At 32.1% G+C, this 25,283-nt stretch carries 24 protein-coding genes and 1 tRNA gene; 11 read left to right on the top strand and 14 right to left on the bottom strand.

Going from position 1 to position 25,283, the window contains the following annotated elements; genetic code table 11:
• Positions 1-2: 2 nt before the first annotated feature.
• Positions 3-299 (bottom strand): acyl carrier protein, encoded by a 297-nt coding sequence (gene acpP / locus AACL09_RS01075; protein WP_339048211.1) that lies wholly within the window; start codon positions 297-299, stop codon positions 3-5.
• Positions 300-453: 154 nt separating this feature from the next.
• Between acpP and AACL09_RS01070 the strand changes: the two genes are divergently transcribed.
• The gene (locus AACL09_RS01070) at positions 454-1,467 is read left to right on the top strand and encodes an extracellular solute-binding protein (RefSeq protein ID WP_339048209.1); all 1,014 of its coding nucleotides are present in this window, start codon (positions 454-456) and stop codon (positions 1,465-1,467) included.
• A gap of 340 nt (positions 1,468-1,807) precedes the next feature.
• On the opposite strand, the gene yajC is transcribed toward AACL09_RS01070, so the two are convergent.
• Entirely contained in the window at positions 1,808-2,227 is a 420-nt protein-coding gene (yajC, locus tag AACL09_RS01065; protein ID WP_339048207.1) for a preprotein translocase subunit YajC, read from the bottom strand.
• Between the two features lie 126 nt (positions 2,228-2,353).
• On the opposite strand from yajC, the gene AACL09_RS01060 reads away from it, so the two are divergent.
• Positions 2,354-3,856, top strand: a complete 1,503-nt coding sequence (locus AACL09_RS01060; RefSeq protein WP_339048205.1) for a leucyl aminopeptidase — start codon at positions 2,354-2,356, stop codon at positions 3,854-3,856.
• Positions 3,857-3,862: 6 nt separating this feature from the next.
• On the top strand, positions 3,863-4,474 hold the full coding sequence (gene purN / locus AACL09_RS01055) for a phosphoribosylglycinamide formyltransferase (protein WP_339048948.1): 612 nt from the start codon (positions 3,863-3,865) through the stop codon (positions 4,472-4,474).
• Here the strand turns inward: purN and AACL09_RS01050 are convergent.
• The 7 genes from AACL09_RS01050 to AACL09_RS01020 form a co-directional block, all read right to left on the bottom strand.
• Positions 4,460-5,107: an alpha/beta hydrolase gene (locus AACL09_RS01050; protein WP_339048203.1), complete on the bottom strand. Its 648-nt coding sequence runs from the start codon at positions 5,105-5,107 to the stop codon at positions 4,460-4,462. The two genes, purN and AACL09_RS01050, sit on opposite strands and share 15 nt — an antisense overlap.
• 66 nt (positions 5,108-5,173) lie before the next feature.
• A complete protein-coding gene (locus tag AACL09_RS01045) occupies positions 5,174-6,256 on the bottom strand; it encodes an ankyrin repeat domain-containing protein (protein WP_339048202.1) in 1,083 nt (360 codons plus the stop codon).
• 241 nt (positions 6,257-6,497) lie between these two features.
• Entirely contained in the window at positions 6,498-8,150 is a 1,653-nt protein-coding gene (groL, locus tag AACL09_RS01040) for a chaperonin GroEL (protein WP_339048200.1), read from the bottom strand.
• 64 nt (positions 8,151-8,214) lie between these two features.
• Complete coding sequence (locus AACL09_RS01035; protein WP_339048198.1) at positions 8,215-8,502, bottom strand: co-chaperone GroES; 288 nt, start codon at positions 8,500-8,502, stop codon at positions 8,215-8,217.
• Between the two features lie 119 nt (positions 8,503-8,621).
• Entirely contained in the window at positions 8,622-9,245 is a 624-nt protein-coding gene (locus AACL09_RS01030; protein ID WP_339048196.1) for a superoxide dismutase, read from the bottom strand.
• Between the two features lie 78 nt (positions 9,246-9,323).
• Positions 9,324-10,319: a hypothetical protein gene (locus tag AACL09_RS01025; RefSeq protein WP_339048194.1), complete on the bottom strand. Its 996-nt coding sequence runs from the start codon at positions 10,317-10,319 to the stop codon at positions 9,324-9,326.
• A gap of 95 nt (positions 10,320-10,414) precedes the next feature.
• The gene (locus AACL09_RS01020) at positions 10,415-11,224 is read right to left on the bottom strand and encodes a hypothetical protein (RefSeq protein ID WP_339048192.1); all 810 of its coding nucleotides are present in this window, start codon (positions 11,222-11,224) and stop codon (positions 10,415-10,417) included.
• Between the two features lie 215 nt (positions 11,225-11,439).
• Here AACL09_RS01020 and lepA point away from each other — a divergent pair, with 215 nt between their 5' ends.
• Positions 11,440-13,227 carry a translation elongation factor 4 gene (lepA, locus tag AACL09_RS01015; RefSeq protein ID WP_339048190.1) on the top strand — a complete coding sequence of 596 codons (1,788 nt, stop codon included), beginning with the start codon at positions 11,440-11,442 and terminating at the stop codon, positions 13,225-13,227.
• Between the two features lie 854 nt (positions 13,228-14,081).
• Here the strand turns inward: lepA and AACL09_RS06330 are convergent.
• On the bottom strand, positions 14,082-14,159 hold the full coding sequence (locus AACL09_RS06330) for a hypothetical protein (protein WP_410519819.1): 78 nt from the start codon (positions 14,157-14,159) through the stop codon (positions 14,082-14,084).
• 711 nt (positions 14,160-14,870) lie between these two features.
• Here AACL09_RS06330 and gatA point away from each other — a divergent pair.
• The 4 genes from gatA (at position 14,871) to rpoD (ending at position 19,348) form a co-directional block, all read left to right on the top strand.
• A complete protein-coding gene (gene gatA / locus AACL09_RS01010; protein WP_339048188.1) occupies positions 14,871-16,337 on the top strand; it encodes an Asp-tRNA(Asn)/Glu-tRNA(Gln) amidotransferase subunit GatA in 1,467 nt (488 codons plus the stop codon).
• Between the two features lie 31 nt (positions 16,338-16,368).
• Positions 16,369-17,109: a YebC/PmpR family DNA-binding transcriptional regulator gene (locus AACL09_RS01005; RefSeq protein ID WP_339048185.1), complete on the top strand. Its 741-nt coding sequence runs from the start codon at positions 16,369-16,371 to the stop codon at positions 17,107-17,109.
• A 138-nt stretch (positions 17,110-17,247) separates the two neighbouring features.
• A tRNA-Gly gene (locus tag AACL09_RS01000) sits at positions 17,248-17,319 on the top strand.
• A 157-nt stretch (positions 17,320-17,476) separates the two neighbouring features.
• Positions 17,477-19,348, top strand: a complete 1,872-nt coding sequence (gene rpoD / locus AACL09_RS00995; protein WP_339048183.1) for an RNA polymerase sigma factor RpoD — start codon at positions 17,477-17,479, stop codon at positions 19,346-19,348.
• Positions 19,349-19,434: 86 nt separating this feature from the next.
• Here the strand turns inward: rpoD and AACL09_RS00990 are convergent, their stop codons facing one another.
• Together AACL09_RS00990 and AACL09_RS00985 are read right to left on the bottom strand one after the other, a co-directional pair.
• Positions 19,435-20,697 (bottom strand): ankyrin repeat domain-containing protein, encoded by a 1,263-nt coding sequence (locus AACL09_RS00990; protein ID WP_339048182.1) that lies wholly within the window; start codon positions 20,695-20,697, stop codon positions 19,435-19,437.
• A 97-nt stretch (positions 20,698-20,794) separates the two neighbouring features.
• Complete coding sequence (locus AACL09_RS00985) at positions 20,795-22,024, bottom strand: lipoprotein-releasing ABC transporter permease subunit (RefSeq protein ID WP_339048180.1); 1,230 nt, start codon at positions 22,022-22,024, stop codon at positions 20,795-20,797.
• 90 nt (positions 22,025-22,114) lie between these two features.
• Here AACL09_RS00985 and grxD point away from each other — a divergent pair, with 90 nt between their 5' ends.
• The 3 genes from grxD to AACL09_RS06325 all read left to right on the top strand — a co-directional run bounded on the left by grxD (position 22,115) and on the right by AACL09_RS06325 (position 23,658).
• Positions 22,115-22,456, top strand: coding sequence for a Grx4 family monothiol glutaredoxin (grxD, locus tag AACL09_RS00980; RefSeq protein ID WP_339048178.1), 342 nt, complete (start codon positions 22,115-22,117; stop codon positions 22,454-22,456).
• A gap of 81 nt (positions 22,457-22,537) precedes the next feature.
• On the top strand, positions 22,538-23,437 hold the full coding sequence (locus AACL09_RS00975) for a cation diffusion facilitator family transporter (RefSeq protein WP_339048176.1): 900 nt from the start codon (positions 22,538-22,540) through the stop codon (positions 23,435-23,437).
• Between the two features lie 23 nt (positions 23,438-23,460).
• Positions 23,461-23,658: a DUF1467 family protein gene (locus tag AACL09_RS06325; RefSeq protein WP_410519807.1), complete on the top strand. Its 198-nt coding sequence runs from the start codon at positions 23,461-23,463 to the stop codon at positions 23,656-23,658.
• A gap of 140 nt (positions 23,659-23,798) precedes the next feature.
• Here AACL09_RS06325 and AACL09_RS00970 read toward each other — a convergent pair whose 3' ends face one another.
• The gene (locus AACL09_RS00970; RefSeq protein WP_339048174.1) at positions 23,799-24,668 is read right to left on the bottom strand and encodes an AAA family ATPase; all 870 of its coding nucleotides are present in this window, start codon (positions 24,666-24,668) and stop codon (positions 23,799-23,801) included.
• Complete coding sequence (locus tag AACL09_RS00965) at positions 24,646-25,251, bottom strand: L-threonylcarbamoyladenylate synthase (RefSeq protein WP_339048172.1); 606 nt, start codon at positions 25,249-25,251, stop codon at positions 24,646-24,648. Before AACL09_RS00965 ends, AACL09_RS00970 begins: the two co-directional genes overlap by 23 nt.
• Between the last annotated feature and the right edge of the window lie 32 nt (positions 25,252-25,283).

Below are 25,283 nucleotides of genomic sequence, written 5' to 3'. Positions count from 1 at the left end.
TATTAATTACTTTTTATTTTATCTTCTATGTACTTTACTATATCGCCTAAATTTTGCATTTTTTGTGCATCATCATCTGATATACTAATGCTAAATGCATCTTCAACAGCCATAATAACCTCAACTGTATCTAAACTATCTGCTCCAAGATCGTTAAATGTTGAAGAAGTACTAAGTTGGCTTATATCTTTTTTAAATTGATTTGATATAATTTCTTTTACTCTGTTTTCTATGCTTTCATTTGATTCTAAAGAACCTTCAGTTTTTATACTTTCATTTATTGCATCTAGCTCAGCCATATATCCTCTCAACTTATCAAATGAGTATTTTTAACGTATAGTATAGAAATATTTATATATTTGCAATATTTTTAAGTTTAATCTTAAAATTTCTATGTTAGCTTGACAGTTACTATTTTAATCCTTAATAATAAAATTTAGCTGTAAGAAAGATATGAGAAAATTTTTCATTACTATTGTAATTCTATTAGTTACCTTAATTTTAATATATTTTCAAAATCAAAGGCTAAATAAAAGTGATGAGGTAGTCAATGTATACTCCACGCGGAAAGAAGAATTAATGCACTCATTGTTTAATGAGTTTACCAAAGAAACAGGCATAAAAATTAACTATATTAATGATGATTATGCTCAATTGCTTATAAGAATAGAAAACGAGAACAATGGTGATTTATTTTTAACTGCTGATGTAACAAATTTAATTTCAGCAAAAAGAAGAGAGCTACTGTCTAAAATAGAGTCTAAGATACTGGAAGATGTGATCCCAGAGAATTTTAGAGACAGCGATAATTATTGGTTTGGTTTAACAAAAAGAGCAAGAATTTTGGTTTATAATAAGGAACTTATTGATGCTGGAGATCTTAGTACTTATGAAGATCTAGCGGATCCAAAATGGAAAGGAAAAATACTCACACGTTCCTCTAGTAGTCCTTATAATCAATCACTTATTGCATTTATGATTGCAACTGATGGTTTAGAGTGTACAAAAGAATGGATTAAAGGATTAGTTTATAATTTTGCAAGAAAGCCAAGTGGTGGCGATACAGATCAAATCTATGCAGTAGCAGCAGGTGAAGGAGCAGTTGCTATTGTTAACAGCTATTACTTTGCTAGAGTACTTGCTTCTGATAAAGCATCTGAGAAATTAAAAGTTTTTTTTCCCAATCAAAACAGCAACGGAGCTATGATTAATATAAGTGGTGGTGCAGTGATAAAAAATGCAAAAAATAAGGATAATGCCATTAAGTTATTGGAATTTTTAGTAAGTAAAAAGGCACAACGCTTGTATACAGAAATGAATCATGAATATCCTATAAGGGATGATGTTGAAGTTTCACAAATACTAAAAGCTTGGGGTCATTATAAACAGAGTGACCTACCTCTTCAAGAGCTTGATAAATACTTAAATGAATCTATAATGGTAGCAGATCAGTTTGGCTGGAAGTAAAATAACTGTGATTTTGCAGATATAAATGAAGCAAATAATGGTTTGATTGCTTTTAATTTTTAGTGATCTGCTCTTCCTTAATGCTTTCAAAATATTCAGTATTTTAAGTACATTATTATCTCTATCAGCACAGAACTGATTTTTGATATTGTTATCACCTAACTATAGTTACTTCAATTTTACTTTCTGATACTCTAGGCAGGATATTTAATATAGATTCTTTTTCTGTATTTTTAGAAACGCAAATAACATCTGTTTTTTTATGCTGAAGACCTCCAGCAATTAATAGAATATTGTTTTGAAGCTCTATATTATAGAAATTTTTTAATATAAGAAAAATTTAGTTAATTTCCTCACTATCTTCTTTTTCTTCTTCTTTATCTTTTAATTTATTTTCGTTAGATTTTGATTGATCTTGCTTATTTGTTTTCTTATTTTTATTTGTGTTTGGTTCTTTACCTAGAACTTTTGATATAGCTGTCTTTAGTACTTTTATCTCAATTTTAGGAGCTATTTCAATTGAGAAGGTTGAATTTGCTGTATCAATTTTACTTATCACTCCCATAATGCCACCAGAAGTAACAATTTTGTCTCCACGTTTAATTGCATCAAGCAGTTTATTATGTTCTTTTAATTTCTTTTGTTGTGGTCTAATTATAAGAAAATAAAATACAATAAATATTAAAATTAGGGGAACAAAACCAGCAATTACACTTGAAGAACTCGCATTCTCTGCAGCAAAGGCTTTAGAGGAAAACATAAATAAACTAACCTTAAAAAATATTAGCTTATTATAAGAGAAAGTGGTGTCAAGTAATTTATAAAACTTGTTGTATTAAGGATTAGCTTGTTATACTCTTAAATTATTATTTAATTTATTCATGGCATGCTAGAAGTAGTATTTATAACCTCTAATATTAACTCTTTTTTAAAAGCAGCTGTAGTTGTTATTGGGTTATTTGAAGGATTCAGTGATATAAGTAATGTTACGTTTTTAAAAGAACAGGAGCAGCAAGTCCTTTCTTATATTAAAAATATTGGTAATTTTACTGGAAAATTTGGGGAATTTTTACCAATAACGCTGCAAAACAAAGACAACAATGATCAATTAATATTAGTTGTAGGTTTTGGTAAAAAGGATGAGTGGAACGAAAATAAAGCATTAAGCATTGGCGATATCATATATACTAAACTTAAAGAATTGCAATTAAAACAAGCTGCTATTCTCACTGATAGCAATGAAGCAAATTTGAGTGCAAATATTGCATATGGGGCATTTTTGCGCAGCTTCAAATTTAATAAATATATCACTAAAATAAGAGAAGAAACAATAGATCCAGAAAAAATCACACTTTTAGTAAATGAAAACCATTTAAAAGATGTACAAAATCTATATAATAATTTAGGTGAAGAAGGACAGGGTATTTTTCTAGCGCGTTCTCTTGTAAGTGAGCCACCAAACGCATTATATCCTGAATCATATGCTCAAGAAATTAAAAAAGAGCTTTCTAAGCTTGATTTAGACATTGAAATTTTAAACGAAAATGACATGCGCAAGAAAGGGATGGGTGCGCTGCTTGGAGTTGGTCAAGGTAGTGAAAAAGAATCAAGATTAGTAATAATAAAATGGAATGGAGGGCCTAAAAATCAAAAGCCCATTGCTTTTGTTGGTAAAGGTATAACATTTGATACTGGTGGAATTTCTTTGAAGCCTGCACGTGGAATGTGGGAAATGAAGTATGATATGGCAGGTTCTGCAGCAGTGGTTGGTACCATGCGCACTTTAGCAGGACGCAAAGCCAAAGTCAATGCTATAGGAGTAGTTGCACTTGCAGAAAATGCAATAGGTGGTAATGCCCAGAGACCAAGTGATATAGTAACCTCAATGTCTGGGCAAACAATTGAAGTGCTAAATACTGATGCTGAAGGCAGATTAGTACTTGCAGATGCTCTGTGGTACACACAAAAGATGTTTACACCACAGGTTATGATTGATCTAGCAACCTTAACTGGTGCTATAGTAGTTGCTTTAGGAAACAATCAATATGCCGGGCTATTTTCAAATAACGAAGAATTAGCAAATAATTTACTTGATGCTGGCAATGAATCAGGTGAAAAGCTATGGCAATTTCCTCTAAGCGAAGAGTATAATAAAATGATTGATTCTCCAGTTGCTGATATGCAAAACATTGCCACAATTGGTTCTGGTGCAGATAGTATTACAGCTGCTCAATTTTTACAGCGTTTTGTAGACAATGCTACTTGGGCTCACTTAGATATTGCAGGTACAGCTTGGAATAAAGAAGATGCACATGTATGTCCAAAAGGGGCAACTGGTTTTGGTGTTAGATTATTAAATAGGCTTGTTGCGAAATATTACGAAAATTAAATGCCTATAAAAAAAATTAAGTTAGGGGTATTAATTTCTGGCAGGGGGACTAACATGCAAGCTCTAATAAATGCTTGCTTAGATGATAATTTTCCAGCTCAAGTTGAATGCGTTATTTCAAATAATCCTGATGCACAAGGAATATTGTCCGCTAGAAAGCATAATATTTCAACCTTTGAAGTAGAAAATAATCCTTTAGATATAGATAGAATTAACACAATACTGCATGATTATAAAGTTGATTTAGTTTGTCTTGCAGGTTTTATGAGGCTACTTAGTGCTGACTTTTTAAAAGAGTGGGAGAGTAAAGTAATTAACACCCATCCCTCTTTACTTCCCGCATTTAAAGGTTTAAATGCACAAAGGCAAGCATTAGATGCAGGTGTTAAAATTACCGGATGTACTGTACATTATGTTGTTCCTACAGTAGATGCTGGACCTATAATTTTCCAAGCAGCAATTTCAGTGCTACAAAATGATAATGTAGCGACTCTATCTGAGCGCATCTTAAAAATGGAGCATATATGTTACCCGCACTCTATAAAGCTTATTGCAGAAAATAAGATCGTATTAAAAAACAATATTATTATATCAAATGAGGTGTTAAGCTTGATTTAAAAAGTGTTTTTTAATAAATGCAGCTCCAAAATTTACTCCTTTATCATCAATAGTATGTCCTATTCCATCTAAACTATGACTTTCTATTTCTATGTTATTGTTAGTTAGAGCTTCTATTGCTGCTTCAAAAGCAGTAAAAGGAACAACTGCATCATCTCTGCTATGAATTATGCATATGTTAGGTTTTGACTTTAATTCTCTAGGCAGTTTTGATGGTGCTAACAGTCTTCCTGAATATGCAACAACTGAAGAGCAAGGATTAGAGCGACGAAGAGACGTATGAAGAGCCATCATCGCTCCTTGTGAAAAACCAACTAAAGATAATTGCTTTTCACTAAAACCGAAATTCTTAAGCTTCATATCAATAAAATCATTTAAGATATCAGCTGCTTTTTTTATGCCAGTAAGTATAGCAACCTCGCTCCTATCCTCTAGACTAAACCATTGATAGCCGCCAACTTCACGTTCGAATGGCGCATTTGGTGCAACAAAAAAAGAGTTTGGCAAAAATTTACTCATTGCTTTGCCAATTTCAATAAAATTATTGCCGCTTGCACCCCACCCATGTAGTAAAATAACTAAATTTTCTGCTGACTTATCTAAACAAAACTCAGGACCGCTTATTTCAATCATAGTCTATAAAAATACTTAACCCTTAAAGGTTACTTATTATTTAAATTTATTCAATAAATATTAAAATTATGCAACTGATCTTTTTTGAAGAAAGTTAGTATTGCTTACCTGTTGTAAAGTGGTGCCATGATCTTTTTGCATCACCAATGGATCAATTCTTTTGCTCAACAGTGGAGTAAAAAACTCATAATCTTCTTCAGTGTAAACTTGTATAATATTTCCTTTACTAGGAGAATAAGTATATCTTATATCAGCACCTACATTTAGCAGTAAGTTAGCAATATCAACATTACGAGACTTTATTGCTAAATTCAATGGCGTGCAGCCATTTTGATCAACGCAATTTAATTTTGCACCTTTACTTATGAATTGCTTAACCATTTTAAGATCTTCTAATTTAACTGCGTGATGAAGAAATGTCTGATTTTTATCATCCTTTAAGTTTACATCAATACTACATAATATTATATGAATTATATCATATCTTTCATATTTTACTGCATAATCAAAGAGCTCATGATACTTTTTACCTATTAAGAGGTTATTTTTAACAACTTTTATCAAGGAATTAAATATTTCAAATTTTCCATACTCTATGCAATAATGTAATGTTGATATATTAATAGGAGCACCGTTTTTTATTAAAAGTTCTACTATTTTGTCCTCATTACATTTTATTGCACAATCGAGTAAATGTTCACTATTAATGTGCTTAAAAAGTAATTTACTTGTCTCAGTATTACTTAATAAATCTTCTATTACTTCATGGCTTTTCTTGATATTTCTTAATATGAGCCGTTTTAGTCCTTCTTTAGTTGTAATATATTCATTATTTATCCTTAATAAATTAAAAATGGCTTTTCGATTATCCTCTCTTTTTAAGAGATTAATTAATTCCTCAACATTTATAGGGTAGTTATTTACATTTAAAATCTTTGCTAAATCTTGAGCTATAAAAATACTATTAAGCTTATTCTTGCTTATATCCTCAAGTAGCTTTGTGAGTTCTTTATCACTTTTTTTATTTATCTTTTTAATGTGTGAAGGAGAGCTTAATATACCGGATAACTCATGTACATTAACTTCTATAGAAGGTTTTTTAGAAAATAAACTTTTTATATGTTCTGATAATTTGTGAATAATTCTCATTTCTTGTAAAACTTAAAGATATTTTATTTTAAAGTAAAAATCTTTAATTTCACTTAAAAAGTGAATAATTTAATTAAATTCTAGCTTAAAGTTATATTTATATAAATAATGCTATAAAAGAACCTTATTCTATAACTTTTCTTTGATAAGTGAACTTCATTAAAAGCTACTGAAATTAAAATCAGTAGAAATAAAAAGAAGAACAAGTACAGCTGTACTTGTTCTTTTTAAGATATATGAATTAGAATCCTCCATCCATACCCATGCCACCTGCGCCAGCACCCATGTTATTATTTTCATCTTTGCTTGGTACATCAACAAGAAGTGCGTCCGTAGTGATAAGTATACTAGCAACAGATATTGCGGTTTCAAACGCAACTCTAACTACTTTAGCAGGATCAATCACTCCAGATGTGAAAGCGTTTGCATAATTCATAGTCTCAACATTATAAATAAGATCATGATCGCTCTGCTTTGATAAGTGATCTAAAATTATAGAACCTTCCTCACCAGAATTTTTAATTATGCGTCCAATTGGAGCAGCTAAAGCCCTCTTTATAACATCAATACCTGTTTGTTCATCATGATCTTTGCCTTTGACAGCTTCAAGTGCACAAGCAGCATAAAATAAAGCAACACCACCACCTGCAACTATTCCTTCTTCTATTGCAGCCCTAGTTGCATGTAGTGCATCTTCTACTCTATCTCTACGTTCTTTTACTTCTACTTCAGTTGCACCACCAACCTTAAGCACGGCAACACCACCTGTAAGTTTTGCTAAACGCTCTCTCAATTTTTCCTTATCATAATCAGAAGTGGATGCTTCAATCTGTGTTTTAATTTGCTCAGTACGTGCTTTTACATCCTTATCATCTTTATCTTTTTCACTAACAATTATAGTATTATCTTTAGTAACCTTAATATTTTTAACGCTTCCTAGATCATCACATTTTAGATCTTCCATCTTTATTGCTAACTCGTCACTAATGACATGTTTTGCACCGGATAGAATTCTTATATCTTCAAGCATTTCTTTCCTTCTATCACCAAATCCAGGAGCTTTAACAGCAGCAACTTTAAGGCTACCACGTAGTCTGTTGAGTACGAGCGTTGTCAGTGCTTCTCCTTCAACATCTTCTGCAATAATAAATAGTGGCCTTCCAGACCTCATCACTGCTTCAAGAATAGGCAGTAGTGACTGTATAGTGCTTATTTTCTTATCTGCTACTAAAACATAAGGATTGTCAAATTCAATTATCATCTTTTCGTTATTTGTAATAAAATAAGGAGAAAGGTACCCACGATCAAACTGCATACCCTTAGTTTCTTCAACTTCCAAAGCTTCAGACCCTTTACTCTCTTCAACAGTAATAACACCTTCTTTGCCAACTCTTTTTACGCAATCAGCAATTTTATCACCTATATTTTTGTCTCCATTTGCAGAAATTGTTGCCACTTGAGCAATTTCTTTTTCTGAAGAAGAAATATTACGTGACATAGTTTTTAGTGCTTTAAGTACCGCATCTTTTGCCTTAAGCATTCCTTCCTTTAAACCAATAGGATTAGCTCCAGCTACTATACATTTTGCAGCTTCTTTCACTGCAAATGCAGTGAGTATAGAACATGTTGTTGTACCATCACCTACTTTATCATTACATTGAGAACAACTTTGGTTAAATATAGACATTACAGCAGCTTGTGTTTTGTCTTCAGGCTTGATGTTCTTCATTACTTTATAGCCATCTTTGGTGATTTTCGGTGCACCATATGGTTTGTCAACCGCAACCGTACGTCCTTTTGGTCCACCAGTAATACCAACTGTTGTATCAACAATTAATGCAACTTCACGTATAGCCTTTTGTAAACGTTCTCCCGATACTACAATATTAGCCATCTTTATCACTCCTTAATATAAAAAAATTAACAAAATAAATATCTTTTAGATACCGGAAAGAAAACTACTTCCCTTCTACGATAGCGAGTATATCAGACTCTTTCATAACAACTAATTTATCATTCCGACATTCAACTTCCGTTCCAGCCCATTGACGATAAAAAACCTTATCACCAACTTTTACAGTTAAAGCCATGCGCTCACCTTGCGCATTACGCCCCCCAGGACCGACAGCTTTAATTTCACCCTTTGTTGGTTTCTTTTTCGCTGAATCTGGTAACATAATACCACTAGATTTTTCTTCTTCATCAAGAGGTTGAATTAATACATTATCATCTAACATTTTCAACATTCTAATTTCTCCCTTAACAAATTTTTAATAACATTACTTCACTTGAAGTATAAAGCTTATATATAGATTGGCTATCCTTATTTCAAGGCCTTTTTCCAAAATTATTAAAAAAATATTAATTAAATACTTAAATTTTTATCAGCAAAATCCCAATTAACTAAATGTTTTAGGAAAATCGATATATAATCAATACGACGATTTTGGCAATCTAAGTAATACGCATGCTCCCAAACATCCATAACTAAAAGTGGAATCTGCTCAGGTAACGGTTGTTCTGCATTTGAAGTTTTGACGATTTTTAATTTATTATTTTCTAAAACCAACCACACCCAACCGCTACCAAATTGATTAGCTCCATATTCAGAGAAAGTTTCGGTGAATTTATCCACTCCTCCTAAATCATCTCTTATCTTCTTTGCAATTGCACTTCCATCTTGTGGAGTGGAGCCACCATCTTTTTTCATTGACTGCCAATAAAAAGTATGATTCCAAATTTGAGCTGCATTATTAAATATAGAAACTTTAGAATTATTATTATGCGTTTCCTTTATTAAGATTTTTAAATCTTCTTCATTGCCCGTAAACCGTCCTTCATACTCTGTTTTTCTTTCTCCTAGCAACAAATTAAGCTTATCTACATAGCCTTTATGATGTTTTCCATAATGAAAATTCATAGTTTTAGCCGATATATAAGGCTCTAAAGCATTTTCATCGTATGGAAGATCTGGCAAACTGAATGTCATAATACCTCATTTTCTGAATTTTATGCAACTACCATATACCTTCCGGTAACGATGGGCAAGTAAAACGCTACAGCAACATTATAATAAAGGAGCTTTATCAGAGCTATGTTGCACAAAATTAGGATTACTAATATGCGGCTGTGGACTTGGCTGGTACTGATTTTGATATGAACTGTATCCACTAGTCCCTGGTTTATTATGCATTGATTCTTCATAAGAAGGTGGTTGTGGTGGAGCTGATGGATCTTGTTGATTAGGCCTCATTTGATATTGTTCATACTGAGGAAATTGCTGCTCTCCATATTGACTACCCGATGCGCCATAACTTGGTGAACACCTATTGCTCATTATCCAATCAACTAGTGCTTTTTTGCTTGCTTTATCTATAGCCAAATAGAAAAACAGAACTGCGCCCAGTCCAAATATTACAGCATTTAACCCAGTTATCACCTGGAACCCTGTGAAAGCTCCACTACTTACCCCCATAGCACGCTCTAAATTTGGCACAATCATGCCTGTTAGTAAAAGAACTAAAGTTGCAGAAACACTAAATGAAAATACTCCAAGACCAATAGCAGCTGGAATAGAATGCTTATTATTTTCCAGCTTAGCATTTTTTATTTTATACGCAGCATATGATAGTAAAAAGTAAGATGCAACTGTTGCAAAAATCAAACAAAAGGCAGCAATGCATGGACCAAGCACACTGTTGTCAGATTCATTACTTTTGCGATTAGAATTAGAACCGTTGTAATTATATATATTAGTTGTACTACCACCACGCCCCCAAAGGCAAGACAAAAGCATAATATCCCAAAAATCAAATCCTGATTTATGCTCAATAATAATTGGTTGTACTATAGGCGTACTGCGATTGGTATTGCCTGAAGCTTGCGACTGATTTTGGTTGTTACTACCTGATGGAACTTGCTGTTGACCCTGATTACTACCATTATTTTGATACTCAGTGTAGTGCCGAGATAAATACTGACCTAAATCCTCTTTACTGCGACCTACATTTAGATACTCATACCCCTTCTCTCTAAGATATTTTTCTAACTCTTCTCCCCCCATTGTTCCCCCATTACTACTTTTTACTAAAATAATTAACTATTTAGTTAACACAAATTACAATAAAAATCAAGTTGAAGGTACAATTTTCTACTTTACTAATATATTTTAAGACAGCTACTCATCTGATCAGAGATTGATTCAATCGCACATTCACTTAAAATTTCATTTCTCTTTTTAGCATACTTCCCCTTGTCTAACGGATATGTAGTGCCATTTTTAATAACCGACTGAATAAGTTCTGAACACTTTGTTTTTACTTTTTCCTTTTGCTGAGAAACTAGCTTAATTATATTCTCATTCCCAATTTCTTCGGCTAACTCTTCGATGCTTTTTTCCTTGGGAGAGTGGATTGACCTTCTTTTACCTTCTACATATTCAGCTCCACAATCAATAACTAACTGAATAAGCTTAAGGTACCCTGTTTCAACTGCATAGTGCAGAGTGCTATACTCAGGCTCATTTACAACTTCAGCTCCGTTTTTAATCAATAATTCAATAATTTTACAGGTATTGTCTTTGTTTTCTTCAATATATATTTTTCTTTCTTGATCAGTGTTACAATAATGTTGGCTTGGTATAAGACGTGCTATGGCAGCATGGAGAGTATGAGTAAAACCAATGGTATAGCTATCAAGTTTGAGATAATGTTTTTCTCTTACATCTTTTTGATTTAAAGATTTGCCTCCTTTTTCAAGGATGAGTTTTATAATCTCTAAATCATTACCAATAATAGCAGTGTTTAGACTATGACCTAAATTCATGAAATTAAATGCTATATCTACTTCACTAATCTCTTCATAATTCAAATTTTTAATTTCATATTGGTCATTATCTATATCTGCTTTTAATTGTTCTGGTGTTATCTCATTAGATATGATTTTTCCAATGTATTTATGATCTAACATATTGGGGGTTTGAGTTATTTATTACAATTTAAGTATTAATATATTAATAATTCTTTGTCAAGAATCTTATTAAAAAAATAATTCATTAATTAAAATTAATAACTAAAATAGTATAAATTATAATCTTATCTCTAATAAAAAAGAGGAATAAAACAACTTAGATGACTTATGCAATATAATGGTGTAAGACTTTAAAATATTAGAAATAACGTAAGATGAACAACATTAGGAATTTTGCCATTATTGCTCACATAGATCATGGCAAATCTACTTTGGCTGATCGCTTAATAGAACATTGCAATGGTTTAGAGGCAAGAAAGATGGTAGATCAAGTGCTTGATTCTATGGATATAGAACGCGAACGCGGGATTACAATTAAAGCGCAGACGGTTAGGCTTAAATATGTAGCAGATGATGGTAATACATATCATCTTAACCTTATGGATACGCCAGGACATGTTGATTTTTCCTATGAAGTGAGCAGAAGCTTAGCAGCATGTGAAGGTTCTCTGCTCGTTATTGATGCCAGCCAAGGAGTTGAAGCACAAACTTTGGCAAATGTATATAGAGCTCTTGATAGCAACCATGAAATTATAGTTGTGCTTAATAAAATTGATCTACCTGCTGCTGATCCTGAAAGGGTAAAATCACAAATTGAAGAAATAATTGGTATAGATGCAAGTGAAGCAATTTTAATCTCAGCCAAAACTGGCCTTGGTATAAAAGATGTACTGAACACAATAGTAAAAAAACTACCATTACCAAAAGGTGATGAATTAGCTCCTCTACAGGCGATTTTAGTTGATAGTTGGTATGATGCTTATTTAGGAGTGATAATTCTCGTTAGAGTTAAAAATGGCACACTTACTAAAGGAATGAAAATAGTTATGATGTCAAATAATGCCACATATCAGGTGGACAATATTGGTATTTTTACACCTAAAAAAGTAATGGTAGAGAAGTTATCAGCTGGGGAAATTGGTTTTATTACTGCTTCAATTAAAGAAGTTGCAGATTGCAAGGTGGGAGACACCATTACTGAAGAAAAAAGATCCTGTGCAGAGGCTCTACCAGGTTTTAGGCAAACTAGCCCTGTGGTTTTTTGTAGTATATTTCCAAATTCAGCAGATGATTTTGAATATCTGCGTGATGCACTAAGTAAGTTACATTTAAATGACGCTAGTTTTACTTTTGAAACAGAATCATCCAATGCTTTAGGTTACGGATTTCGCTGCGGCTTTTTAGGGATGCTGCATTTAGAAGTCATACAGGAAAGACTAGAAAGAGAATTTGATTTAGACCTTACAGCAACAGCACCAAGCGTTATCTATAAGGTAAAAATGAAAAATGGACAAAATCTGGATATACACAACCCAAATGACATGCCAGAGCCAGATAAAGTGTTATCAACTGAAGAGCCATGGATTATTGCTTCTATTATGGTACCAGATGAATACTTAGGATCAATTTTGACGTTATGTAACGAAAGAAGAGGAGAGCAAGATGATCTATCTTATATGGGTAGCACAGCATTGGTAAAATATAAGTTACCTTTATCTGAGATTATTTTTGATTTTTATGATAGGCTAAAATCAATTTCAAAAGGTTATGCAAGCCTCGATTGGAAGTTTAGCGAATATCGCGAAAGTCAAATAGAAAAATTGAGCTTTTTAGTCAATGGTGAATCAGTTGATGCTCTAGCCTGCATAATTCATAAAAGTAGAGTAGAGCAAAGAGGAAGAGAAATATGCTCTCGTCTTAAAGATTTAATACCAAGACAACAATACAAAATTGCAATTCAAGCAGCAATTGGCAGCAAGATCATTGCTCGTGAGACCATAAATCCGTATAGAAAAGATGTTACAGGTGGTAAGATCAGTGGGAAAGATAGAAAAATGAAATTACTTGAAAAACAAAAGAAAGGTAAAAAGAGGCTACATGCTGTTGGTAATGTCAATATTCCACAAAATGTATTCATACAAGCGTTAAAGCTTAATGATTAGATAGAATCCCAAGTTTATTAAGGTATATAAAAATATACTCCAATATTATATTGATTTTTTAACTTTTTATCTAAAATAAAAGCTCCATAATTTAATACTAAGCTTTATGAAAAATAAGGGATAATAGAAAGTAAGAAGAAAAAACCCCTTTAAAGTTAAAAATGATGGATAAGGAAATAGTTACAGGCTGAAGCAAAGAGGACTACAATCTGCAAAAAAGTACAGTAAGCTCCGAAAATTTAACAAAGAAACGCTGATAGAGTAGGTAATGCAGCTAGCCAAATAAGAGAAAATTAGAGAGATATTTTGCGTATAGACTGATGCAAAAGTTGGATTTTTTCTATATAACATCAAAATATTCAACCACTATGGATTAGAAATCCAAAGAATGAGAAAAAGCATAGAATGCTAATTTACCAATTCTCGTTTAGAGTGATTTTATCATCTGATCAGTTACATTTCCCTTACAAAATAGCCAACTGCCCATAAATCCATTCTTCAATTCCGGAAAATTTTGTTGTTGAACTTCTTCTCTTTGCACTAATTTGCTAAATATAGAAACATATATATGGACATGATTTCCTGATAATTTCTACTTCTACATACCTCTTGTACTACATCTTTGATTCTCTACCAACACTGATATTTCATACCATATGATATATATACCGAATGGCTGCTTTTCCTCTAATATCTCCTAAAACTTACCATCAGCTATTATATACTTGAAAGCAATCCCAAATTTGGGATAATAAACTAAAATAGATCTAATACTAAAGCTGAAGGCGAGGGTGTTAACCCACTCACCTAACTATAATCTTTCCTAAACTGAATGATAAACCTAAATAATAGCGTTACCAACAACAACAAGAAGTGTTGATGCATTTGAGGTAACTTTTGATGGTATGCGAGCAATGTTCAATGAGGTTCAAATCAGGAGAATATGGAGGAAGATAGAGTAAATTGCCTTTTCAATTAATTCTCTTGTTTTAGCGGTTTTATTGCATTATCGATAACTACAGTTGTATTAACAGGCAGCTCCGGTAGTGTTCTAACCATGTATTAAATACTTCTTTATCACAACCTCCAGTAAAAGTCATTGAAATCTTCTTCCATCCTATTATGTTCTCGTCTTTTGCCAGTGCATGTATTTTCTCTCCTCTTGTCCATATTCTCTATATAATCTTTCATCTCTTGATAAATTTTTTTTAATGTGATTTTTAGCTGTTGTACCAAATTGCGCTTATTCCGAACCAATTTCATCTCTGCCAGCTGGATGCTTTTTTACATATTCTTCTAGGGGTCTATTTTTCGGATAAAATTACCATTTTTTGCTGGTTTTAACCAACAGCTTTCTTTTTTAGCCATCTGTACAATTCCTATTTCTAAAAGCTCCACAACTTCAGCCTTTCTTTTTCAACTAAAGATAATCTCTTAAATCTACACTGTATGCCATTTTCCCTCTTCTAAAATTGTTCATTATACCTTTATCACTTATTTTTGAAAGTACTATAGCTGGTTGTAATCGATGCTATTATAAAGGTGGGTATAAAAATTAAAGCAGCTTACCTTTAAGAGAAGTTAGTTGTTTGCACGTCAGATTTGTGCTAACATTTTTACTTCTGAAAAATCAAGATACGAAAATGAATGAGTTATTAAGGTTAACTATTGCGCAGATGCACGAAGGGTTAAAGAGAAGGGAATTCTCTGCAGTTGAGCTTGCAAAAGCACATATAGACGCAGTTGAGAATGAAAAACTTAATGCATTTGTAATTAAAACGCCTGAGATAGCACTTGCGGCTGCAAAAAGAGCTGATGAAACTATTGCGAAGCAGGACGTTACCTCACCAGTGATGGGTATACCCGTTGGAATAAAAGATCTCTTTTGTACCAAGGGAATTAGGACTACAGCATGTTCTAAAATGCTGGAAAATTTTATTCCGACTTATGAATCTCATGTTTCTCACTTACTCTTAGAAAAAGGAGCGGTCATGCTTGGTAAACTTAATATGGATGAGTTTGCTATGGGATCTGCAAATACTAATAGTTACTTCGGCCCTGTGGAAAACGTTTGGAGACGAAGTAGTGATGGAGAAAAAGTAGTTCCAGGTGGGTCATCAGGGGGATCTGCAGCAGCAGTTGCTGGTTTTTTGTGTGTTGGAAGTTTAGGTAGTGATACTGGTGGTTCTGTGCGTCAACCTGCAGCTTATTGTGGCATAGTAGGAATGAAACCAACTTATGGTCGTTGCTCTCGATTTGGTATGATTGCGTTTGCTAGCTCACTAGATCAAGCTGGTGTGTTTGCTCGCTCTACTGAAGATGCAGCGTTAATGTTAGAAGCAATATCTGGTTATGATGAAAGAGATTCAACTTCTGTGAATAAGGAGGTTCCTGCCTTTTCCTCTTATATTAATAACAGTATAAAAGGAAGGCGTATTGGTATTCCTAAAGAATATAATATGGATGGAGTGCAAGACGAGGTAGTTGCTTTATGGGAAAAAGGTGAGGATTGGTTGAGAAGCAGTGGTGCAGAAATAGTTGAAATTAGCTTACCTCATACTAAGTATGCATTACCTGTTTATTACACTATTTCTTCTGCTGAGAGCTCATCAAATCTTGCACGCTATGATGGTGTTCGTTATGGGCTACGTGCCCAGGCAGAAACGCTTGAAGAGATGTATGAATCAACTAGAGCTGAAGGTTTTGGTCCAGAAGTAAAAAGAAGAATTTTAATGGGAGCATATGCTCTTTCATCTGGTCATTATGATATGTATTATAACAAAGCTGAATGTGCACGAACCTTAATAAAACAGGATTTTATTAATGCCTTTGAAAAAGTAGACTATATTCTAGCCCCGTCATCTCCTACAGGTGCATTTGGGTTAAACGATAAGCCAAATCCTTTGATGATGTGTATTAACGATGTTTTTACAGTTCCTGCAAGTCTAGCTGGCCTACCAGCAATGTCTGTACCTGCAGGACTTTCAAGTGAAGGGCTACCTTTAGGGCTGCAAATAATCGGCAATTACTATGATGAAGCTGGTATTTTAAATATAGCAAATATCATAGAAAAATCTGCTGGAAGAGTAATAGAAAAATTAGTATTTTAGCATTACTATTTATACGATAATCTGAAGTTTTATGGCTGGTCATTCTCAGTTTGCAAATATAAAACATAGAAAAGGTGTGCAAGATGCAAAGCGCTCACAAAGATTCACAAAATTAATTAGGGAAATAATTGTAGCAGCAAAACAAGGGTTACCTGATCCTGAATTTAATCCCCGTCTTCGCTCAGCTATATTTGCTGCACGCAAAGAAAATCTGCCAAAAGATAAGATAGAAACTGCAATTAAAAGTGTCAGTAATCCTTCAATTGATAATAATTACGAAGAAGTACAATATGAAGGCTATGGATCGTCAGGTCTTGCATTTATTGTTCATGCATTAACTAACAACCGTAATCGTACGGCATCTGAATTACGCTATATATTTTCCCGTCATGATGGAGTTTTAGGTGAGACTGGTAGTGTGAATTTTCTCTTTGATCACGTAGGACTAATAACATATAAAGCAGATAACATAAGTTGTTTTGATAACATCTTCAATTATTCTTTGGAATTGGGAGTGCTAGATGTTGAAGATCAGCAAGATTTTCACAATGTAATTTGTAAAGTGAAAGATTTTGGCAGAGTGCGTGATGCATTATATAAAAAATTTGCGGAACCAGAGTTTGCACGCCTTGCATGGAAAGCAAAAGATTTAATTACTGTAGATGATGAAGGCTTAGTTAAAAGAATGATAGATTTAGTGGAAGTATTAGAAAATAATGATGATGTTCAATATTTAGATAGTAATTTTATTTATAAAGATCAACCTAAATAACAGAGAATGAAGAGGAAAAATTTAGAAATACCAAAAGTAAAGATTGAAAATAAAAATTTTAAAATAGAATTAAAATCATTTTAGATGTTTTTTATTGTCTATTATATGAAATAGTTTTATATTATTAGAACTTTGAAAGCGGGAGTAGCTTAGTGGTAGAGCGCAACCTTGCCAAGGTTGAGGTCGAGGGTTCGATCCCCTTTTCCCGCTCTAATAATCTATTAGATTGTTTGCAGAAATAATAAGCGAGTTAAGTGAAAGTATAATGTTGCTTGAATAAAATAAAACAGCTAAGTAAATACTTTATTTACCTAATTGACGTAACTTAAAAAATCTATTATAAATATAAGTTTCTGCTCTAAAAAGTATGGAATCAAACAGTAATATGCAAGAGAATGAGCAAAGGATTATAAAAAGTCTTGTTACAAAAGGAATAAAAAAAGGTGGATATGTTACCATTGATGACATAAATGATATTATATTCGATGATGACTTCTCATCAGATTTTGTAGATGAAGCCGTATCTCTATTACAAGATTCTGGTATTAATGTACTTGAAATAAATGAAGGAAATGAACTTGCTTGCACTGACAAAGAGTGTGAGACTGAAGAGGAATCAGCTGATACTCCATCGATTGGACAAATAGCTGATCCTGTACGTATATACTTGCATAAAATGAGCTCTGTGAAGCTTTTATCTAGAGAAGAAGAGATACAAACAGCAGAAAAAATTGAACGTGAGAAGATAAATATTTTAGGAGCACTAACTGAATCTTCTTTGACACTAAAAATACTAACCTCATGGCGTGACGATTTAATAAATAACAATATATTACTTAGAGAAATTATAGATTTAGATGCTAATTATAATTCTGAGAGTGAAGACATAGACAATTCTTCGATTGACGATGATAGTGCATATAATAAAGGTCATGACAAAGATAGAACAGTAAATAATCATGAAAGTGGTTTAAAAGATGATCATGAAGATGAAGAGAAGGTATCTTCGAGTAGCAGTGTGTCAATATTGCAAATGGAAAGTAACTTATTACCTAAAGTAATAAATGCTTTAGATGAAATCATTGGTTTAGGAGAACAAATACTACAGTTAAAAAATAAAAAAAAAAATCTCTCCAGTAGTGATTATCATGATAAATATGAGGAAATTTATAATAAAATATATGCAATTGTACTGCAGATAAAATTAAGTGATAATGCTGTTTCGATAATAAAAAAACAAGTTTATGATTTAAATAAGTCCATTATTGCAGAAGAAGCAAAGATTATTTCTCTAGCTGAAGATTACAAAATAAACCGTAAGGAGTTTATAGAAGCATATAGTAATAACAAGTTATTATATCAAATGAATACTAGCAGAGAATGGAAAGATCTTTTACGTGATAAAACTTCTTATATAGAAGAAATGTTATGTAGAATACAATCTCTTTTAGGGGAAAATAATTTACACGAATTTAAAGAATTAGTATCTAGAATACAAAAGCACGAAAAAATCCTCAATGAAACAAAGCAAAAAATGATAAAAGCTAACTTGCGTTTGGTGGTTTCTATTGCTAAAAAATATTTAAATCGTGGATTACCATTTTCCGATTTAGTACAAGAAGGAAACATGGGTTTGATAAAGGCTGTGGATAAATTTGACTATAAGCGTGGTTATAAATTCTCTACATATGCTACTTGGTGGGTTAGGCAGTCTATCACTAGAGCAATACCTGAACAGGCTAAAATCATCAGAGTTCCTGTTCATATGGTTGAGAGTATAAGCAAAATTAATAGGGCATTAAGGCAGATGACTCATGAAAATGGTTGCGAGCCTACTGTGGAAGAGCTAAGCAACAAACTTATGATTCCTGTTGAAAAAGTACGTAAAATTATGAAAATAGTAAAGGACCCAGTTAGTTTAGAAAGCCCAATAGGAGATGATGATAGTAGTACTTTTGGTGATTGTATAGAAGATAAGCGTGCCTCAAGACCTGAAGATTCGGCAATACTTGCTGATTTGCGTGATATCACTACAAGGGTTCTTGCTACTTTAACACCAAAGGAAGAAAGGATTGTGCGTATGCGTTTTGGCTTAGGAAAAAGTGGAAGAGATCATACTCTAGAAGAAGTAGGCAAAACTTTCAATGTTACACGCGAACGTATAAGACAAATAGAAGCAAAGGCATTACGTAAGCTTAGGCATCCAAGTCGTGCTCGTAAACTTAGAGGTTTTTACTAATATTTTATACCTAAATAATAAGATGTTATAGACCTAACATTGTTTGTCTCTAAGTTAAACCGTATGGGTTTTAATATATAAGTAATCTAAGTTACACAACATTCTGTACTTAATTTTATAGATCCTACTGTGGCTTCAATGAGTGATTTTTCTGGTACTTCAAAGACTGCTTCCTTTAATTTTGTCAGGAATGCATCTACTTTCTTACTAAGAACTAATGAAACAGCTTTATTTGTATCAGCATCAAAATATGAAACTATTCTTTCTGCTGCTTCATAAGGTAAATTTTCTAAAATAATTCCATCTTTTGTTGTCACTTTAATGTCATTTTTTGATTCATGCAATTGAGCTGCTACCACTTTTTTATTTGTAAGAAATTTTAAAAATATATGTTTTACAAAATCTAACAAATACTCAAGTATGAAAAATAATCGCTCATAGGGATGTCTCTTCTTAATAGCTTCAAATTCTTTGATTAATTCCTGTTTTTTAGTTTTATCATTTATAAATCCCAAAATGAAATTTGTATCCTTTTCTATATCCTTGCTCTTATTTATCTCCATTAGCTTATCTAAATTAGGCATCTTTTTGATTTCTTTGAATACTATTAAGCACTCTTTGAGCTCATTATTGATTTTACTTTCATTATTCTCATCTAAAGTTACATCATAAATTAAAAGCAAGCACATAATTTCTTTATGATTGTTTATGACAGCATAGCGTAAAGCTACATTTCCACTTTCAGTATTGATCCCATGCTTTAAAAACAGTTTTACCATCTCTATATGATTCTTTTCAGCAGCAATATGTAAAGCCGTTTTTCCATTAAATTTAGCATCAATATCTATTTCTTCGTGATCTAAAAGCAATTCTACAACCTTTACATGACCACAGCTCGCAGCAACGTGTAAAATTGCTTTCTCATCAAGATCTTGAGCATTAATATTCGCTCCGTACTTTAAAAGCAACCCTACAATCTTTGTATAACCCTTTTCAGCAGCAACATATAAGGCTGTTCTTTCATAAAGATCACAAGTATTAACATCTATTTTTTCATGGTCCAAAAGCAACTCTACGATCCCTACATGACCACAGCTAGCAGCAACATATAAAGCTGTATCTCCATTAAGTTTAGCATTAACATTAATTTCTTTATGCTTTAAAAGCAATTCTACAATCTCTTTATTACCACTTTCAACGGCAATATGCAAAGCTGTTTTTCTATAATAATTTGTGTATTTACAAGAATAATCTCGAGCATTAACATCTATTTTTTGAGTTAAAAGAGATCGAACTTTTTCTACATCTCCTCTTTTAACTGCAGCTAAAAATTCATCAGTAGATGACATATCCCCCTCTAAATAAGCAGACTAATAGTAGTATACTTTATTGCAGATAGTCAATTATAACGGTTTTAGTATAAAAATTTAGGTTACATTAAGAAATTTATTCATAACGCAGTATTTCAGCTGGATTTGTAGAGGCTGCCTTAATTGCAGAAGGAATCGTAGCAATCAGTGATAGTGATAGGGATAATAGTGATATTTTTACCACATCTTCTGGTAACAAGATTACAGGCAAAGTTGAGAAAAAATAAACCATAGGGTCAAAAAATTGTACGTTAGTTATGTGTTCTAGAAATATTCTTATTCTTTCAATATTAAGAGAAAATACTACGCCAATAATGCAGCCTAAAAACGTACCTATAAATCCAGTAATAAAACCGCAAAAGCAAAATATTCTCATTATGCTGCCTTTAGTTGCACCAATTGTTCTCATAATAGCAATAGCTGATTTTTTATCCTGCACAAGTGTAATTAAACTCGAAACAATGTTAAAAGCAGCAACTACAATAATAAGAGCTAAAATCAAAAACATGACACTTCTTTCAGTTTTTAAAGCATTAAAATAATAGCTTTGGATGGTTTGCCAATCTTTTGTTTGCATGCCAGTTTGCTCTTCTATAGCTTTGGCAAGTTGTGGTGCTTTATCTAAATCATTTATAAATATTTCAATACTTTTTATACTATCTTGATAATTGAAAAAAAGTTGAGCTTCTTTAAGTGGAATATAAATTAGCATGCTATCGTAATCAGGCATTTCTGTATAAAATGTTGCTATTACCCTATATTCTTTCATTTTAGGCATTTCATCTAAAAGATCTGCAAGCTCTTCAGATAAAACAAGAGTAATGTAATCGCCATAATTTACATTAAGGTTTTTAGCCAAATGCGAGCCTATTATAATACCCTCATCAAACTCTTTGATACTTCCTCTGTTTATATGAGAGGCTACAATATTTTTACGCACTAAACCTTCTTTTGCTATACCATAAACTAAGGCACCTGAAATATTGTTTTTAGATTTTATTATGACTTGATTTTCAGTAATAGCAGTAGCACTACTTACCCCTTTTATGTTTTTAATTGATTCTACAACTTGATTATAATCACTATTTACATTTTTATCAAAGTAGACAACAATGTGACTGCTCACTCCAAGTATTGTCTCAAACAATTTAGCCTTAAATCCATTCATTACCGACATAACGGTTATTAAAGTTGCAACACCTATTGTAATACCAATAATAGAAAATAAAGTCATAATTGAGAAAGGGTTTTTACTATTTTGTCGTAAGTAGCGGAAAGCTAGCATTAATTCAAAATTTAAAGACATAGGTCTAAATCTAAAAAATTTAGCTTATCGCTTTATTTTATGAAATAAAACATTTATATTTTATTAGTTGAGTTACTATTGGAGCAAAAGATGTCAATCACGCAAGATGATTACCTATTAAAGCAAATTGAAAAAGACGTAAAAGAGAATGACGTAGTGCTTTACATGAAAGGTAGCAAAGATTATCCACAGTGCGGATTTTCTCTTGCAGTAGTATCGATATTGCAGGAAATTGGTATAAGATTTAAAGACATTAATGTTTTAGAGGATCAAGGATTACGAGAAGCTATAAAGAAGTTTTCAGAGTGGCCAACAATACCACAGCTCTACATAAAGGGAGAATTTATTGGTGGGTGTGACATTATTAAAGAAATGTATGAGAAAGGAGAACTAAAGAACCTTTTAATTAACAAAGGTATTATTAGTAAGTAATACGTTTTATATGCTATGAAAAAGCCGATAGACAAAAAATTGTATTACAATATTGTTAAAGTATATAATTAAACATTTTAAATGACTGCTATACATAACGGTAAACATTCATCTCATTCTAAGTCTCTTATTTATGCTATAATCATTATAGCTGTAACAGCGGTTTTAGAAGTAGTAGGTGGTGTGATTTCAAATTCTCTTGCGCTACTGTCTGATGCTGGTCATATGCTGACTGATCTTATATCGCTAATTTTAAGTTGGTTTGCATATAAAGTTGCAACTAAGAAATCAGATTTAAAGAGATCTTATGGATATCATAGGATTCAGGTAGTTGCAGCGTTTGTCAATGGTCTTACGCTGTTTTTAATTTCGGGAATAATTATCTTTGAATCCATAAAAAGGTTTATCTCTCCAGTAAATATTGATTGGCAAATCATGTTTTTTACTGCGATCTTAGGGCTAATAGCAAACATATTAGCATTTTTTCTATTATACAGAAAAGATGAAGATAATTTAAACATAAAAAGCGCTGTACTTCATATCATCGGCGATATTTTAGGGTCTTTAGCAGCAATTACTGCATCATTTATCATTATGTATACTAACTGGCAAATGGCCGATCCTATTCTTTCAGTATTTGTCAGTATTGTAATACTTAGAAGTGCATATAAAATAGTAAAACACTCCTTCCATATTTTGCTTGAAGGTACCCCTAAAAATATAAATTCAAATGAAGTAAAAAATAAAATCATTGAGGTAATACCTGAGGTAATTGATGTACATCATGTACACATCTGGTCACTTACTGAAAACTACTTTATTATTACAGCTCATATAAAAGTAGGCCAAGAAATAAACTATAATGATACAATATATAATGTGAAAAAATTACTATGCGATATATTCAGCATAGCACATGCTACTGTTGAGATTGAATACGATCAATGTGTAGATGACAAGTTACAGAAGGCAATTACGTGAATTTCATAGTTTTTGTATCTTTTATGTTAATATGGTGGATTGTTTTCTTATGTATATTGCCAATTATGGTTAAAGTAGATGATAAACCTAAGCTTGGTTTTGCCAGCAGTGCTCCCACCCATCCTTACATATGGCAAAAAATGCTAATATCTACCATAATCTCAATTATTTTGACTGCCGTTTTACTTTATTTTAGAAGTCACAATTACATTAAATTTTAAAAATCTATTTAGCTAAATAGAGCATGTGCCGCCAGTGGATTGTAGAAAAGGTTTATTGCTGATATGGCAGAAATTCATGGATTGCTTACAAAAGTATGGAGTGATAGCTGTTGTTAATTATATCATTAAATCTTTTTCTTTTAATTCAAGATATCTACTAAATTAGTTAGTATATGGCTTTTATCTAAGTTAAATTTTTCAGCAGAAACTAAAAGATCGATAATTTGCTGACATTTTTCATACCAATATGAAATATTATGAATAATATTTTCTGTAATGAATTTTTCATTTGACTGCTTCTCTATTCCAATTTTATTTTTTACAACTCTTAAGATCAAGTTTTGTAAAATATAAGCTATTGTATCAAGTTCAACATCAGTATTTACTATGCAGTCAATTGTTTTGAAATCATTTTGTCCTTGTAAGACTTTCAATAAAGATTGATATAGATCATTAATTTTGCTGCTTGCAGTATTAATTATTATTCCTGGCAATCCACAGAACAGAGAAAGTAACTCTTCGCACAGTTTCTGTTCAGAGGGAAATTTTGCTATGACTTGTTTTGTCTCATCGTAACTTAAAGGAGATAGCTTAAGTTGAAAGCAACGTGATTTTATAGTTGCAGGTACATGATAAGGTTTATGGCTAATTATAATTATTATTGAATTTTGCGTTGGTTCTTCCAATATTTTTAGCATTGCATTTCTAGCATTATTATTTGCCGCTTCAATGCTATCTATTAATACTACTTTATAGTCAGAATATTTTGGGCTTAAATATAAAAAATTTTTTAGACATCTGATTCTTTCTACAGTAATTAAAGGATCTTCAATTATGAGAAAATCTGGATGATCACAATGAACGTAAGAATGTGTTAAAACAAAGCTTGCAAAGGATTTAGCTAGTGTTGCCTTGCCTATGCCTTTTTGCCCACAAATGAGCCATGATTGCACAGATTTATTATTAATTAGTATTTGTTTTGCAGATTTATGCCCTATTATATTTTCCATACTTATCAAATACCGTTTTAATGTTTTCTTGTGTTATTTTACCTCTTCTCAAAACAGAAATTTCATCCATTGTAAGATCAATTATAGTTGACTCTACTCCTATAACTAATTTATCATTTTCTATAATAATAGAAGCTTCCTTCTTTATATCGTTTGGAATATCACAAGCTCTTGATACACTCTTTTCTCCTGAAATGTTGATACTCGTTGCCACCACTATATTTTTAAATTCGTTTAATATTTTAAGAGCGATTGGATGGTTTGGAATTCTGACACCAATAGTACCTTGGAAAAACTCCTTTGGTAGCCTATTCTTTTCTTTAAGAGGTAAGATAAATGTTACTGAGCCTGGAGTAAAGTGTTTAATGGGAGTAAGATAATTTTCCTTAACTATTGCTATCTCCTTAAGTTGATCGATATTAGCTACAAATACTGATAGAGGTTTATTTTTATTACGTTTTTTTATTTTATAGATTTTATCTATTGCACTTGCATCGTTAGCATTACAAGAAAGAGCATAGACGGTTTCTGTTGGAAAACATATTAATTGACCGTTGTTTAAAGCATTAATTACATTTAACATGTATTATGTTTATATGTTTTAACTATAAAGTG

Origin of the sequence: Candidatus Mesenet endosymbiont of Phosphuga atrata (assembly GCF_964020175.1) — a bacterium.
Classification (GTDB): Bacteria; Pseudomonadota; Alphaproteobacteria; order Rickettsiales; family Anaplasmataceae; genus Mesenet.
The sequence above is the reverse complement of the archived record's forward strand: the minus strand, read 5'-3'. Positions and strand labels throughout refer to the sequence as shown.